Raw genomic sequence first — 15,667 nt, 5'->3', positions numbered from 1 at the left:
ACTCCTTAAGAAACCAAAGATATTATTTGAGGAAATGGATACTGCGACTGATGCAATATCTGCTCTGTCAGTTGCGTTGGGCGACCAGAGAAATAACTCATTCCCAGTTGTCCATCACTGACCTTGATGTGAGTAAAACTCACGGTATGGGCATCGTCTCGCTGCATCGCCACCGAAAGATGCGGCCACTGTGGGTGTTGATGGCAGTGAAACGCCAACAACTTTTCCGGTGTTACTCCATCGGCAGTGAGGTGTTGATAGACCTGCGTGCGATAGCGCTGCACTTCGTCAAGCGCAACACCGGATGAAAAAAGGGGTGATGAAGTCACGCCTGAGCAAAATTGTTCGCCATCCCACGCATAAGCCAATACCTCACCTTGCTGTTGAGTAAGCAAAGGATCAAAAGCCAGCAGAGTGAAGGGAGCAAAACGAGACAACGCCAATTTTTCAAACGCAAGCGTGATTTGTTCAATCGAAGAGGATCCCGCAAGGGATTTGAGCAACAATCCGCGGCTGATCAGCGTTCCATCTGGCACTCGGCCTTGATAGTTATTGAGCAGACACAGCGATAACCCGAACTGATTAAGGCTAATCCAACTGCCCTGACCTTGCGGATCGAGCGGCATCATGACTGAAACTCCTTGTCGATCATAGATGGCTGGTGGTAGCGCTAAAGCTCGACTCTTCTGCTCATCGCGATTGAAAAACACCTGATAACCGGTGTCACTCAAAGACCAAGTGACGGAGCACATTAGGCATTGCCTCGTAAAAAAGTGGCGGTCGCGGGCGCTAAACCAAAATCACTCGGCGTTTGCACGTTCAGTAAACTGGTCACCACTTTTGCCATCGCAAAATGGTGATTCGCATGCAGCGCAGCGAAGGCCAATTCACGCTCTAAGGTTGAATGAAAAGTGCAGCTTTCGGTTTGCGATAAAGACACTTCCATCACCACATCAATGGCCATTTGAGGTGACTGTAGTAAATCAGACTCTAACCATGCGATGAGCGATTCAATCTCCTTAAGTGCCACTTGGCGAGACAACTCAACCGGATGCCCACGTCGACGCTGGTTGTAATCGACGGTGTTTGGCGCAGCGCACAGCGCATGGAAAATGTCTAACCAATGGCGAAAATGCTGGCCAATACTGCTGCTCACATGCGGCTTCGCCACGTAGGTGTAGTGATCGTCTCCAATCGTGTTTAAAAAATCGCGCCCTTGTTCTAGTGTCTCCAAACAGCCATGAATGGCGGCTGAGTATCGGTATGGTTGCGCTAAGGTTGTCACAGCAAGCATAAAATCCCCTTCAATGTCTTATTCAATATCCGGTCTTTGTAATATCTGGTTATGGTTATTCCAGAGCATTCGGCGCTCATGCGTTCCGCTAATCTGTCTCTGGATAGTGCTGGATCAATTGTTTTTCCTGCCGCCAAGCGCGTAATAAAGCGCGCAAACTTGGCGGTTTGTGGCCTCGCTTTTTCTGCTCAGCGCCAATCGCGTACAAAATCCGATATTGCTTAAGTAGCGTAGTGAAGATTTCACCGAGCCGCGTTTCGCGATCCCATATATGCGTCGCTTCGCTGCTCGCGCCATTGACCTCAAGAATGGTGAACGCGTCACCACGCATGAGCGCATCAATATGGCTGAATTTCACATCGAGTCGTCCATAGTGAAAACCGGGGAAATCGTCAAATATCGCATCCAGTTTTTCGACTAAAGCAGGCGTGATGTAGCGATTGCCATTACGAAAAATCGAACCCCGGCTGTGACTGCCCGCAAACGCTAATTGGAACTCTTGTTTATCCGGAACTACCCAGTCGAGCTTGTCAGGGTGGCGGGGTAAATAGAGGTGCGCCAGTTGTCCAGCTCGCGGGCAAGCGTGGATCAATTCACGCAGCGTACGCACGCCATCCCCCATCACACTCGGAGCGTATTTCAAGGTTATTGAGATGATTTGCCCCTGCGCGTCACCGGGAAAACGCACGTAGAAAATCCCCGCTTCAGCGCTATACGGCGCTTTTTGCTGCAAAAGAAAACGCGCTTGGACAGGAAAACGGCGTAGATACTCACTCAGTTGTTCCTGAGATTGGATGAGTTTTACCCCCACACCACGGCAACCGAGATCGGGCTTAGCCACTAAAGGAAAGCGCAAATCTGCGTCATGTAAACGTTGTTCAATGGTCTTTACCTGTTCGGTGAGCGGCAGATCGTTCACCGTGCAAGTGATAAACGGCGAGATCCAGCGCCGCGCTTGGTCGCCAGCTAGGCTCAAAATATCGTGCTTGGACTCACCGACCATGCCGCTTAAATAAACGGAGGGATTTGCTACCAAAGGCAGACGTAAATCACGGTAATAAAGCCCCAGCAGCACACTTTGCACCACCACAGGCGCGTAACAAAACCAGCTCGGCAGAAATTCAAAGGGCGAAATCGCCCGTTCGTTGGCGGCCTCAACCAATAGCGGCATACCCGCATTCACTTTATGCTCGGCAATACATGCCACGGGAGAAAGAACCGTCATGCGATTTCCTTAATCATTTTAGTACTGAAGACGCGATTAAAAACGAGTAACAACACAACCAATAAGCACAGCCACCACCAGCGGTATTCACTGGACTGAAACCAAGCCTGACTGCCTAATTGATAGATGGCGAAAAACACGACCATCGTCCACAAAGCGGTTGCCATCAATACCGCAACCGTAAATAGCCGCAGCGGCAAAGCGACATAACCACTTAACGTATAGCCGACCGTGCGAAGCCCCGGAATAAAACGAATCGTAAACAGGTTAATGAAAGGTCTGGCTAATAAGCGGCGACGGACCTGTCGAAAATATGGATTGGTCAATAATCGGTAGCGCATGGCGCGAAAATAACGGCTGTAACGCCCAAGGTAATAAAGCGCAATATCTCCTGTTGCGATGCCGATAAATATCGCCAGCAAAGCGAAAGGCATAGGCGTGAGCTGTTGACTGGCGAGCCCCGCCGCCATAACGATCGCTACATCTTCTAATAAATAAGAAAGCACAACGATGCCAAGAAACACCCAAAAGGGTGAGCTGCTATGCAAGGTGAGCCATTCGCTAAAAGCGGCTTCCATAAATCAATCCAAACCAATCATTCACTGTACTTATTACTCTAGACCGAATCGGTGGATTTAAAATTTCAGACACTCAACGCCACAAAGAAACGATTCAGAAAAGAAGACGGAGATCTTTAAGCTCCCCCGTCATGCTAAGTGACAGAATAAAAGAAGGCATTGGTGACAAAAGCAACGTTAAACGTGCTCTAAACGGCAATTTATCGCTGTTGTATTGACATTTTGGGATAAGTTTTTAGCATGGCGTTTTTTACTCTAATGAGAATTTTCCATGTCTGAGACAAACCAAACCGAAACACCAAAAGTGGATCTCGAATCCATCTCTCCTGAACTGCGTCAGGTTCTAGAGTTTGATCAGGTGCCTGAAGCGATGTTCCATATGGTGACTTCAATCCATGAAGTCTCTGAAGAAGTGGTTCGCGAAGCATGGGATTCACTGCCAGCGAGCGCGCAAAATATTCTGGATAACTTTGAGCAGTTCCACGCACTGATCTCGGTAAGCCAAGCATTTGCTGGTCTAAACGTGATGGAAGAGTTCCCAACGCTGAACCTTCCTAAAGAGATGAGCGAAGAAGATAAAGACGCGTACCGCGCTCAACTGCTTGATCAAGTGCTACACAACTGTGTGAAAGACATGGTTAAGCAGATCAAAAAAGCCCGCCGCGACCCGATTCTGAAGCGTGACTTCAAAGATGTGTTTGCTAAGTAAGTAAACCTAGCCCTCATGCACATTCGTGTTTGAAAGGCACGTGTTTAAAAGGCAAAAAGATAACTAAGGAGCGCCAAAGCGCTCCTTTCGTTTTTCTATCTTTCAGAGATTCACCTTGGTATTGAACTATCAAAAAAGCCCACTCAAAGAGTGGGCTGTGTAGCCAAGATAGGGGGAGGCAGTTACGCGGTGACCTGAGCCGCTTGTTTGGTTTTTTCACGCATCGCTAGCAGGACAGTCAACGCAAAGGCGGCCACAAATGAGATCGCCATACCCATGATGTAGTAACCAATTTGCTGTGGATTAATCGAAATGATCCCTGGCAAACCAGCCGCGCCTAGCGCTTGGGCTTTTACATTGAATAAGGTGATGAAAGCACTGGATAAAGCCGCACCACAGATGGCAGCAATAAACGGATAACGCAATTTCAAATTCACGCCAAACATGGCAGGTTCAGTGATCCCCAGCAGTGCGGTCACACCCGAAGGAATCGCAACCCCTTTGAGTTTGGTCTCTTTCGTCATCACACCCACAGCTAAAGCCGCGGCGCCCTGCGCAATGTTAGACATCGCAGCGATAGGGAAAATAAAGGTGCCACCTGTAGTCACGATATCGGCAAGTAGCTGAGTTTCTATCGCAATAAAGCTATGGTGCATCCCAGTGATCACAAAAGGAGCATAGATAAAGCCAAACAGTGCGCCACCGACAAAACCTGCGGAGTCATACAGCCAGTTCAGTGCATCGCCCAACATGAAGCCGACATCACGCGTTAGCGGTCCGACCAAAGTAAAGGTCAGAAAACCCGTGATAAAAATCGCCAGCATTGGGGTAAGCAAGTTATCCAGTACGGACGGTACGATTTTGCGTAAGCCATTTTCAATTTTGGCCAGAATGTAAGCGGAAACCAGCACGGGCAATACCGAGCCTTGATAACCGACTTTTTCGATTTCAAAACCGAGAATATTCCAAGTTGGAACGGTGCCAGATACGGATGCACTGCCAAAACCCCAGCCGTTCAAGAGATCGGGATGTACCATCAGCATACCCAGCGCAGCACCCAAAAAGGGGTTGCCGCCAAACTTGCGCGAGGCAGAAAAAGCCAACAATACGGGTAAATAGACAAAAGGGGCATTCGCGAAGGTGTTGATCATGCTCGCGAGATCAGCCAATCCCGGATTGGCATCAATCAAAGATTGGCCTTCAATAAACAGTCCCGGTGCAGTCAATACGTTGAACAGCCCCATCAATAAACCACCGGCCACGATCGCGGGGATGATAGGGACAAAAATATCGGACAATCCCTTTACTGCGCGCTGTGCCCAATTCTGTTTCTCGGCACCCACGGAAGCGACATCATTGGTTGACATCTCAACCAAACCGGTCAATTTCGCCATCTCAGCATAGACTTGGTTGACAATGCCTGAGCCGAAAATGATTTGATACTGTCCTGCGACCTTAAATTGTCCTTTGACACCTTGCAGTGATTCAATGGCGCTCTCATTAATTTGCGTTTCATCGTTAAGCACTAAGCGTAAACGAGTCGCGCAGTGCGCGAGTGCTTGGATATTACTTTTGCCACCTAAGCTCTCAAGAAGTTGTTTTGCTATGACTGGATAGTCCATAACTCACCCCGGTAGTTATCCCCTTTCAACTTGAAGCTGTATTACCTGCTGCTCCAAGTCGTTTGGATGTTGTTGTGTAATTGAATGATTCGTTGGTTTCGATATTAGTTTTGGGAACGTTTGCAAAATTGATTCTTGTCTTTTTCGGAGTGATGGTCAAAATCAACACAGTGAAAATGTGAATAGGATCGCCAAATTTCGTGAGGATAAACCTTAGAACGGGGTTAAAATCCGATCATTCGTTTGATTGCTGTACTGATTTCTGCAATCAATCCCAGTTTTTGAGCCTACAGGATACGTTATGGCCAGTTTGCATGATGTCGCCCGTTTAGCGGGTGTCTCTAAGTCCACCGTCTCACGCGTCATCAATGATGAATATGGCGTTAAAGAGTCTACAAAAATCAAAGTGTTAAAGGCAGTTGAGCAGTGTGGCTATATGGTCAATCAAGTTGCTAAAGACCTCAAATCACAAAAAACCAACTTAATTGGCGTGATTGTGCCGCGCGTCTCCTCTCACGCAACAGCGCAAGGTGTGGATGGACTTACCGCTATCTTTGAGCAAGCAGGTAAACATGTTTTACTGGCCAACACTCATCAAGTCCATGCAAAGGAAATTGAATATATTCAGATATTTAATCAAAAGCGGGTGGAAGGTATTGTGTTTTATGCCACTCACCTTGATCAGCCGCTGGTTCATGCGATTCAACACTCGGCGGTACCTGTGGTTTTGGTTGGCCAAGATGGCTCTTTGTATAACATTCCCAGTATTGTGCATGACGATCACCGTGTCGGCTTCGAAGCAGGACAACGCTTAGTCAAAGCAGGCTGCAAACAGATCGGCTTTATTGGGGTACAAAGTGATGACATTGCGGTTGATGTGCTGCGTTCACAAGGCTTGCAGCAAGCTCTGGGGTTCCATCAACAAACGTTGCTGTTTCATGCGCGCGGTGATTTTTCAATAGAATCGGGCTACCAAATGGCAAAACAAGCCTACCTTGACTATCCACAGCTCGATGGCCTTTTCTGTGCCACCGACAGGCTAGCGGTTGGCGCCATTAAAGCCTTGCAAGAGCTTGGGGTTCACGTTGGACAGCAAGTCAAACTGCTCGGTGTCGGTAATGATGAGTTGGCTTATGTCAGCAATCCCCCTCTCTCCACGTTTAACTATGCTTTTGATAAAGCAGGAGAAAACGCTGCAAAAATGCTATTAGAACGCATCGCCGGACGCGGACAAGAGATGAGCAAAGTGGTACTGACCTTCCAAAACATTCAACGTGAGACTTGCCCAGTCTAACCATGAAACACTTGCTTTACCGATTTTGCGGCGCTAAATTGAGAACGTTCCCGAATATAGTGGTTAGGTAAGTCCATGTTATTAGATACGCTGCTCGAACTCGCGGGTGGAATAAACAATGTCACGCGCATTTTAGCTCCACAGGGGCAAGTGGTTTTGGCACTGAAGCATCCCCCGCATACCCCTCACCTTCCTGATGATGTGAGTTTGCAATCGGTACTCGGAGAGTGGCAACTCTCTGTCCAACGCACTGCTGAAGTGTCCAATCAGCAACTCGCCGCGATAGGTAAAGCGATTGCCGAGCGCCAAAAGCTTGAAACTCTCCCTTATCAAACAGCCTTAGACTGCCCTTATCGGCCCCTGTGGCATATCTCACCACCACAGGGCTTACTCAACGACCCCAACGGCTTTATTTATCATCAGGGGGAATACCACCTCTTTTATCAATGGCATCCTTTCGCTTGCGAACACAAAGATAAATATTGGGTGCATCTCAAGAGCCTCGATTTAGTCGATTGGCAGTGGCAGTCGATCGCCCTGACACCTTCGGATTGGTTTGATAGCCACGGGGTATTCTCAGGTCATGCGGTCAGCCATCAACAAGATTTATGGCTTTTCTATACCGGCAACACGCGCTTAGGTACAAAGCGCCAACGCCAAACCATGCAGTGCGCCGCGCGCATGAACGCCAATGGTGAGTTTGAAAAATTAGGACCTGTGATTCGGTGTTTACCTGAAGGCGTGACCGAACATATCCGGGATCCTAAAGTGATTTACACCCAAGGAAAGTGGCACATGTTACTTGGCGCGCAAACGCTCGCTCATCAAGGGCGACTGGCGGTCTACCACTCAGATGACTTACTCCATTGGCATTTCGATAAGCTCTATGGCGATGAACTCGGCGATTACGGGTATATGTGGGAGTGTCCTGACTGGTTTGAACTGCAAGGTGAAGACTTTTTTGTGTTCGGGCCACAAGGCATCGCATCAGCGAATCCTCATCACACCATTGAACATCAAAATCGGATCTTTCGAGCGACCCAGAATGCACAAGGCGAAATAGCGTTACTGCAGGGTTGGCCACTGGATGAAGGCTTTGATTTTTATGCACCGCAAACCGCGCAAACTGCCGATGGACGGCGAGTATTGTGTGGCTGGATGGGGCTACCCGATGAAACGCAACACCCAAGCTGCGACCAAGGCTGGATTCATCAACTGACCGCACTCCGTGAACTAGAATGGCGTGAAGACAAGATTTATCAGCGCCCATTGCGTGAACTCGACACACTGCGAAGTGAACCGCACACCTTGCTTTTGAGTGACACCGTCACTGAGCTAGAGGCTAAAAGCTTTGATCTGCAAGTGACTCTGCCTTGGGGATGTGAGCTACGCTTGATGCAAAATGCGCAGTATCGCGTCACGCTAACGTTAGATGCAGAAAATCGACTATTACGCCTCGATCGCTCTGCGACTCAAATTCGCCAAGGGGACACCATTCGGGAGCTGAAGCTCGATAGCCCAACGGTTGAGCTGCACATCTTGGCTGATCAATCCTCATTAGAGATTTTCATCAATCAAGGCGAACATGTGATGACCAGCCGCATCTTTACCCCACTGGATGCAACCGGTATTTCATTGCATGGCGCGAGCGTAGACGCAAAGCTGTACTACATGGCTCCAGCTTCTGCGCCATTTAACCGAGAAGTGAATGTGCAGCCTTGAATAAACAACTTGGCGTGGCAGATATGCCGCTTCAAGTTGCAAGGGGATATATCTCAGAGAGATATATCCCACTATGCGAAGAGTCAATATGGCCAGAGTCAATCTTCACTCTGGCCATATTTCATTCTAAAAAGGCATGCAGCGCCGCTTGATTCGGAAGTGCGGTCATGGCTCCTTTCTGTGTGGTCGCTAAAGCGCCGCAGCCATTAGCCCATTTGACGGCATCTAAAATCGTGGCTTGGTTATGCCAATCTTGCGCCACGGATAATCGATAGAGCAAGCCGCCAACAAACGCATCTCCCGCGCCCGTTGTATCAATCGGTTTGACTGCCTTGCCCGACACAATTTGCTGCGAGTTTGGCGTGACCACCAGCGCCCCTTTCGCGCCTAATGTCACGACAACAAGAGGGATCTGGAAATCAGCTATCGCCTGTAATCCTTCTTCAATCGACTGAGTCCCGGTTAGCAACTGTAATTCCTCCTCCGAAAACTTCACCACATCCGCCAAACGAACGGCACACATGACAGTGGCCTGTAATTCTTGCGGCTCTGACCATACTTCTTCACGCAGATTAGGATCAAAGCTGACATATCCCCCCACCTCTTTCATTTGCGCAATTGCGGCAAAGGTCGAGCTGCGGCTCGGTTCATTGGCCAAAGCAATCGAACAGACATGCAACCACTCCCCTTTTTGAAAAGAGGGAATATCACTGAGTTGCAGGAATTGATCTGCGCTCGGTTTCACCATAAAGGTAAAACTGCGCTCTCCATGCTCATCAAGGTCAACGACCACAGTGGAAGTTCGATGTACGGGGTCGAAATACAAGTGCTGGCAATCCACTTGCTCGGCAGTGAGTGTCTGCTGCATAAATCGGCCAAAGGGATCGTTCCCGACTCGACCAAAAAAAGCACTGCGACCGGATAAGCGGGCGATCGCGACGGCAACATTAGCGGGTGCACCACCCGGACACTTTAAATAATGCTGTTGCCCATCTGGGATCAGATCGACCACGGCATCGCCTGTCAGCCATACTCTTGACATAGAATCACTCCTCAAAATGTGGTTTGAGCTGAGTCTAACCAAAGCGTTCAAGTGGGAAAACTGCCATATTCGAGTTCAGGTCAGGAATTGCTCATTTCTGTGAGCTTAAATAGAGATTGTGCTCTCTATAGTAAGTTTCTCTTTACTTTTTCGGGAACGTTACCTATTAGAAAAATCATCACGTCTCATCTCATACCCAAACGGATTGGTGCAGCAGCCACACACATACGGATCCGGTAAAAATGGAATATTCGAGCGCTCATTACACCCATTTCCCTCGTTCATTTATGATCAAGATCAAAATTCATAGTAGAAATATTGCGCATTTCTATGTTTTAATGCTTTCATACGAACATTAAAGAACAAAAACGAAAACATTTAGGCTCGGAGAAAGAAAATGAATGCTCGCTCAACACGTTTTACCCAAGATGAAGTGCTCGATTTGATAATTGTTGGTGGCGGCATTAATGGCGCTGGCATCGCCGCAGATGCAACAGGGCGAGGATTAAAAGTTGGCATATACGATGCCAAAGATTTTGCCAGTGCGACCTCTTCTGCCAGCTCAAAGCTGGTACACGGTGGTTTGCGCTATTTGGAACATTATGAATTTCGCTTAGTCAGTGAAGCACTGGCGGAGCGCGAAGTGCTGTTGAAAAAAGCGCCGCACATCGTGACGCCGATGCGTTTTCGTTTGCCACATCGTCCTTTCTTACGCCCAGCATGGATGATCCGCGCCGGTCTGTTTCTTTATGACAATTTGGGCAAACGCACATCCCTACCCGCAAGCCACAAAGTCACATTAAAAGCTGGCTCCGTGACTAAACCTGAAATGCAAATCGGTTTTGAGTATTCCGATTGCTGGGTTGATGATGCTCGTTTGGTGATCCTCAACGCCATGCAAGCTCAAGAACAAGGTGCAGAAGTGTTGAACTACTGCACCGTCGAAAAAGCTGAGCGTATCGGCGATTTATGGCATGTCACTTTGCTTGATGGACAAACTCAACAACGCTTTGAACGCCGTAGTCATGCACTTGTGAATGCTGCTGGCCCTTGGGTAAAGCAGTTTTTAAACGAGAATGCTCACGTCAGCTCCCCTTACGGCATTCGTTTAATCCAAGGCTCACACATTATCGTGCCGCGTATTCACGATGAGCCGCAGGCGTATATTCTGCAAAATGAAGATAAGCGCATTGTGTTTGTCATTCCTTATCTCGATCGCTATTCGATGATTGGTACAACCGATGTCGAATACAAAGGCGACCCAAGAAAAGTGGCAATCACGGATGCTGAACGTGACTATTTGATTTCGATTGTGAACAAGCATTTCATGCGCGAAATCACCCGCTCAGACATCATTGCTGAATTCAGTGGTGTACGCCCACTGTGTGATGACGAATCGAACTCGCCACAAGCCATTACTCGTGACTACACTCTGTCTCTGGATCAACACGCTGATGAAGCGCCGCTGCTGTCCATTTTTGGCGGTAAACTCACGACGTATCGCAAACTAGGCGAAGCGGCGATGAAACATCTCGCTCCTTTCTTCCCGAAAATGAAAGCCCCTTGGACAGCGGATGCTCCCCTTCCAGGTGGTGAAAACTTTGACTATGTAGCCTTAAAAAAACCAGCTGGTTGTGGCCTTTCCTTTTATCACTGAGTCAGTGATTGAGCGTTGGCTGCGCAGCTATGGCAGCCGCACCACGCAACTTTTGGCGGGAGTGACAGGCATTGAGGATCTCGGCATCGCGTTCAGCGGTGAGCTCTACCAAAAAGAGATCGATTATCTGTGCGAGAAAGAGTTTGCTCGTCATGCGCAAGATATTTTCTGGCGCAGAACCAAACTCGGCTTAAATCACGATACAAGTGTGGTTCAGGAAGTGGAGTCCTATTTACAGCAGAAATTCCACGCTGAGCAGCCGCTAAAAGCGACCGTTTAAAATCCAAGCACTCGCTAAAACTGAAATGGCCACATTCGTGGCCATTTCAGTTTTAGCTTTAATCATCAAGAACAGCAAAACGAGCAAACTGTCGAAAATTGATTTCAAATACTTCAAGCTAGTTTGAAGAAATAATGAATTGGATCTCTACTCGGCGGTTACAAGCACGGCCATTATTAGTGCTGTTGGTGCATGCGGGAACATTCTCACCAAATCCGCGGGTATAAATGGCATTTTGTGCCACTCGGCTCTGTACTAAAACCGCTTTGACTGAATTGGCGCGTCGCTCGGATAACTTGTCATTCAGTTTCTCTGTGCCCGTATTATCCGTATGCCCCTCTAGCACAATATCAATGCCAGATTCGGTGGCTAAAAATCGGGCAACTGTATCTAGCCACTGTTTGGAAGCCATGGATACTTTCGCGGAACCCGTTTCAAATCGAACGGTATTACTCAACTTAATCATCGGGTAATCCCCCGGTACCACTTCGTGCTGGATGCCGTTACTCAATAAATACTGACGTAACTCTTCGTAACCGGTTGAACGCGGCTGCGCCATCGAGCTTTGTGCAACACTCGTATTCTTTTGCGATGCATAGCCCCATTCTGGGTAGCGCACATCAAAATCGCCTTTCGGGGCGACATCGAGTAGGTTGTCGTTAAACATGCGATCTGTCGCCAACGAACCACACCCAGTGAGAAAAAATGCAATGCACAACATCCAGAATTTCATCTCAAACACTCAGTTATTGAACTTCTTATAGTTTATCGGCATGTTTCTAAAAACTTTATCTGCCATCAACAACATTTTACAAATGGGTTGCTTGCCATCACATAATCCGTGGTTAGAATGTTCGCCATTCTCTATTCCCTCATGAGTGGATCCAGCAACTGAACATGTCTGGTTCACGTTAAACGGGGAAGATCATCGCTGTTAAAGGACATCAAACGTTTTATGTCGAAAATTATTATCCCTTTAGTTGTTTTCTTGCTCGCAGGTTTCATGATTTACCGTACTTGGACCAATCATAAGGCGGCGGATGCCAATTTTTCTGCTGGACAGCAGTTTTTGGCCGAGAATGGACAACGCGAAAACGTCATCACTACCGATAGCGGTTTGCAATATGAAGTGCTGCAAGCTGGAACAGGAACTGAGCATCCAGGGCCGAAAAGCCGCGTGAAGGTGCATTACCACGGTGAATTACTTGATGGCACGGTGTTTGATAGCTCGGTTGAACGTGGTGAGCCAATCAGCTTTGGCTTAAATCAAGTCATCAAAGGTTGGCAAGAAGGGGTGCAACTCATGGTGGTGGGTGAAAAAACTCGCTTTTATATCCCGAGCAACTTAGGTTATGGCAAAAATGGCGCAGGCCCAATCCCACCATCTGCTGTGCTGATTTTTGACGTCGAGCTACTGGCGATTGAATAAGGTTCCGAGTTGAGCGAAGAGCGAGTGAAAACCATGCTTTCACTCGCTCTTTTGCCTAAAATGCACAAGCTCTGTCTAGGTCTATGTTTAGATTGCTATGCCAAGATTGAGCTACGAGCATTAACTCATAGTCCTTCTCTTCATAAACATAGACCGACTCTACGATTAAGAAAACACGTAACCAAGACTACATCCGCTTCAATGAGAGAGGGGGTAGAAGACCAAACCTTGTTCGGTCACTAACATGCAATCCATCCCACCCGCGTGCGCGGCCTGCAGTCCTAATTGGGTATCTTCAAACACCAAACACTGTTTAGGTTGTAAACCAATTAGCTCGCAAGCCATAAGGAAGGTTTCTGGGTGTGGTTTATGCTGTTGTACATCGCTAGCAGTCACAACAGCATCAAATTTATCCAACACTTGCGCATTACTTAATAAACGCAGCGCACTGTCACGTTGGCTCCCCGTACCTATTGCCATTTTTTTCTTACCCTGCCACTGGCACAGTAATTCATAAGTTGCGGGAATCACCTCCGCTTGCAGCCCCATGCTGGCAAACCAATCCATTTTGTAAGATGCGACTTGTTCGGGATTGAGCGCCAATCCTAATTTTTTATTGATGTGCGTTGTAATTTTCGCACTTGGCATCCCTCCTAATCCATAGAGCCACTGCGCATCAAATGGGAAGTCAAAGTGCTTTGCCGTCGCTTCCCAAGCGGCTAAATGGGCAGGCATGGTATCAAGTAGAGTTCCATCCATATCAAATATAAATCCGTCATACAGGCTAAAATTGACAACAGTCACGGTATCTCCAATTATTTGTAATAAATATGTCATTAATATTTCATATAAAGCTGAAAGTGATGAACAACACTAGTATTGATAGTTTAATTATTCTCAGTACACTGCTGCATACATTGCAGTCAGACGCCTATCTCGTTGATGGGATAAAAATAACATGTAGGTAACACCATGAATATTCGCAATAAACTTTATACTTTAGGCCTCATTGCGATTTTGGGCTCTATCGCGATTTTCTTTACTACCTCACAATTTGCCCATACCAACGATGAACTCAATCGAGCCATCAATCAAGTCGATAAACTGGAAGTTAGGTTACTTAATTTAAGGCGCAACGAGAAAGACTTTCTATTGCGCAGCGATGCCAAATACCTGGATACATTTCAAAAAAATAGCGATCTGTTCCTCAACTTACAAACTGAGCTTGACGCTATCATGCTCAAATATGAGCTGGGTGATTCCAATGCTTTACGCACCGATCTACTTGAATATAAAAAAGGTTTTGAGCGATTGGTGAGTGCCTATCAAACCCTAGGTCTTAATCCGGACAGTGGCCTGTGGAAAAGCTACTATCAGGCGCTAGAGCAAGCCAAACAACAAGCCTCCGCAGAGGAGTTGTTAGCCCTAGTGGATTTCCATCAGCAGGTATTAGCGGGCTCTGTTAACTCAACCCCTCTCAACCAATACCCAGAATTGATCAAAGCTGCCCAATCCGTTGTAGTTCAAACAAAAGTAATCGGCTTGAAATATAACGAAGGTTTGCTGGGTGCCACTCGCTCACAATCTCACGATGTCGAAGAGATGTTTAAGGCTTTCTCGAAAACACTGACGCAAGCGGTTGATGAAAAGCAGCAAACAATGACCACCATTAAACTTTCAGTGACCATCGCTGTGGTATTGATTATTTTGCTGGTGATTTTCCAAATCAGCCGCTCAATAAACCTACAAGTCAGCCAACTGTTGCAGGTGATTCAACGCATTGCGGAATCTAACGACATTTCTCTACGAGCCGAGCTTAAAGGGCAAGATGAAATTACCGCCGTGGCACGCTATTTCAATGGCTTGTTAGATAAATTTGAGCATTTGATCAGTGGTTCACAAACCAAATCGCACCAACTTTATACCAGCACATCCAGTATGCATGACGAGCTCGAACAAGTAATTGAACAATTTAATATTCAATCCGATCACATGGGCTTGATGGCAACTTCGGTACAGCAAATGGTATCAACCATTAGTGAAATCTCAGAAAGTACTAATATCGCAGTGGATGGAGTCAATCAAGCGGCTCGCAATGCGGAACATGGCCGTAGCGTAGTGGTGACTACCGTAAAGAATATCGATTTGCTCTCCTCAACCCTACAGAAAAGCCAACACTCGATAGACTCACTGAATGCCTTTGTCGAAAAAATTGGTGGTGCTGTAAGCATTATTCAAGGGATTGCTGAACAGACTAACCTTCTAGCCCTGAATGCAGCAATTGAAGCCGCTCGCGCTGGTGAACAAGGGCGTGGTTTTGCTGTAGTCGCGGATGAAGTGCGCTCACTAGCGACTCGAACTCATCAATCAACCGAAGAGATCACGAGAGTTGTCGCCAATATCCAGTCACAGATGAGCCAAGTAGTGGACGATATCGATTTGTGTAACAACCAAGGACAGGAAACCCTCAGCGCCTCTCGTCAACTGGATGAAAGCTTGCAGCAAATCCTACGCGATATGCACACGATTCAAGATAACTCCCAGCGCATTGCCGCCGCGATTGAAGAACAAGGCAGCGTAATGAACCACGTCAGTGAATCGATTTCGGAACTCAATACTATTTCTGAAAACAATATGCGTTCAGCGCAGCAATGTCTCATCGAAGTTGACACAGTGTCTAGCCAAGCACACGCGATGGATGCTGCCGTAGCGGAATTTCGCACCAATCGTCAAATCGATCGCCGCCAATAACTGGTTTCTTTGCTTCTTAAAGAAGGTTCCCATGTGGAGCCTTCTTTCTATCATCTTTACTCTT

13 protein-coding genes and 1 pseudogene are annotated in these 15,667 nt (G+C 47.4%); 6 read left to right on the top strand and 8 right to left on the bottom strand.

The window, feature by feature from the left end; genetic code table 11:
• Nucleotides 1-5 precede the first annotated feature (5 nt).
• The 4 genes from CEQ48_RS05095 to CEQ48_RS05080 all read right to left on the bottom strand — a co-directional run bounded on the left by CEQ48_RS05095 (nt 6) and on the right by CEQ48_RS05080 (nt 3,097).
• Nucleotides 6-752, bottom strand: a complete 747-nt coding sequence (locus CEQ48_RS05095; protein ID WP_089070481.1) for an NRDE family protein — start codon at nt 750-752, stop codon at nt 6-8.
• Nucleotides 752-1,294, bottom strand: a complete 543-nt coding sequence (locus tag CEQ48_RS05090) for a hypothetical protein (protein ID WP_000881788.1) — start codon at nt 1,292-1,294, stop codon at nt 752-754. The genes CEQ48_RS05095 and CEQ48_RS05090 overlap by 1 nt, the downstream gene beginning before the upstream one ends.
• Nucleotides 1,295-1,382: 88 nt before the next feature.
• A complete protein-coding gene (locus CEQ48_RS05085; protein WP_089070480.1) occupies nt 1,383-2,519 on the bottom strand; it encodes an ATP-grasp domain-containing protein in 1,137 nt (378 codons plus the stop codon).
• Nucleotides 2,516-3,097 (bottom strand): DedA family protein, encoded by a 582-nt coding sequence (locus CEQ48_RS05080; protein ID WP_089070479.1) that lies wholly within the window; start codon nt 3,095-3,097, stop codon nt 2,516-2,518. The genes CEQ48_RS05085 and CEQ48_RS05080 overlap by 4 nt, the downstream gene beginning before the upstream one ends.
• A 271-nt stretch (nt 3,098-3,368) precedes the next feature.
• Between CEQ48_RS05080 and CEQ48_RS05075 the strand changes: the two genes are divergently transcribed.
• Nucleotides 3,369-3,806 carry a DUF3069 domain-containing protein gene (locus CEQ48_RS05075; protein WP_000005282.1) on the top strand — a complete coding sequence of 146 codons (438 nt, stop codon included), beginning with the start codon at nt 3,369-3,371 and terminating at the stop codon, nt 3,804-3,806.
• Between the two features lie 182 nt (nt 3,807-3,988).
• Here CEQ48_RS05075 and CEQ48_RS05070 read toward each other — a convergent pair whose 3' ends face one another.
• Entirely contained in the window at nt 3,989-5,428 is a 1,440-nt protein-coding gene (locus CEQ48_RS05070; protein WP_089070478.1) for a sucrose-specific PTS transporter subunit IIBC, read from the bottom strand.
• A gap of 301 nt (nt 5,429-5,729) precedes the next feature.
• Here CEQ48_RS05070 and CEQ48_RS05065 point away from each other — a divergent pair, with 301 nt between their 5' ends.
• Both CEQ48_RS05065 and CEQ48_RS05060 read left to right on the top strand, forming a co-directional pair.
• Nucleotides 5,730-6,722, top strand: a complete 993-nt coding sequence (locus tag CEQ48_RS05065; RefSeq protein WP_089070477.1) for a LacI family DNA-binding transcriptional regulator — start codon at nt 5,730-5,732, stop codon at nt 6,720-6,722.
• Nucleotides 6,723-6,797: 75 nt separating this feature from the next.
• Nucleotides 6,798-8,444 carry a glycoside hydrolase family 32 protein gene (locus tag CEQ48_RS05060; RefSeq protein ID WP_089070476.1) on the top strand — a complete coding sequence of 549 codons (1,647 nt, stop codon included), beginning with the start codon at nt 6,798-6,800 and terminating at the stop codon, nt 8,442-8,444.
• A 121-nt stretch (nt 8,445-8,565) separates the two neighbouring features.
• Here the strand turns inward: CEQ48_RS05060 and cscK are convergent, their stop codons facing one another.
• A complete protein-coding gene (gene cscK / locus CEQ48_RS05055) occupies nt 8,566-9,486 on the bottom strand; it encodes a fructokinase (protein ID WP_198301093.1) in 921 nt (306 codons plus the stop codon).
• Between the two features lie 397 nt (nt 9,487-9,883).
• On the opposite strand from cscK, the pseudogene glpD reads away from it, so the two are divergent.
• A pseudogene (gene glpD, locus CEQ48_RS05050) lies at nt 9,884-11,423 on the top strand (glycerol-3-phosphate dehydrogenase).
• Between the two features lie 118 nt (nt 11,424-11,541).
• On the opposite strand, the gene CEQ48_RS05045 reads toward glpD, so the two are convergent.
• Nucleotides 11,542-12,156, bottom strand: coding sequence for an OmpA family protein (locus CEQ48_RS05045; protein WP_181710626.1), 615 nt, complete (start codon nt 12,154-12,156; stop codon nt 11,542-11,544).
• A 222-nt stretch (nt 12,157-12,378) separates the two neighbouring features.
• On the opposite strand from CEQ48_RS05045, the gene bamJ reads away from it, so the two are divergent.
• Nucleotides 12,379-12,852 carry a BamJ family beta-barrel-assembly machinery protein gene (gene bamJ, locus CEQ48_RS05040; protein WP_089070473.1) on the top strand — a complete coding sequence of 158 codons (474 nt, stop codon included), beginning with the start codon at nt 12,379-12,381 and terminating at the stop codon, nt 12,850-12,852.
• A 198-nt stretch (nt 12,853-13,050) separates the two neighbouring features.
• On the opposite strand, the gene CEQ48_RS05035 is transcribed toward bamJ, so the two are convergent.
• Nucleotides 13,051-13,689 carry a beta-phosphoglucomutase family hydrolase gene (locus tag CEQ48_RS05035; RefSeq protein ID WP_089070472.1) on the bottom strand — a complete coding sequence of 213 codons (639 nt, stop codon included), beginning with the start codon at nt 13,687-13,689 and terminating at the stop codon, nt 13,051-13,053.
• 135 nt (nt 13,690-13,824) lie between these two features.
• Here CEQ48_RS05035 and CEQ48_RS05030 point away from each other — a divergent pair, with 135 nt between their 5' ends.
• A complete protein-coding gene (locus CEQ48_RS05030) occupies nt 13,825-15,603 on the top strand; it encodes a methyl-accepting chemotaxis protein (RefSeq protein WP_089070471.1) in 1,779 nt (592 codons plus the stop codon).
• Nucleotides 15,604-15,667: the final 64 nt, after the last annotated feature.

Source organism: Vibrio tarriae, assembly GCF_002216685.1.
Lineage (GTDB): Bacteria > Pseudomonadota > Gammaproteobacteria > Enterobacterales > Vibrionaceae > Vibrio > Vibrio tarriae.
This window is presented reverse-complemented; position numbering and strand designations above follow the sequence as displayed.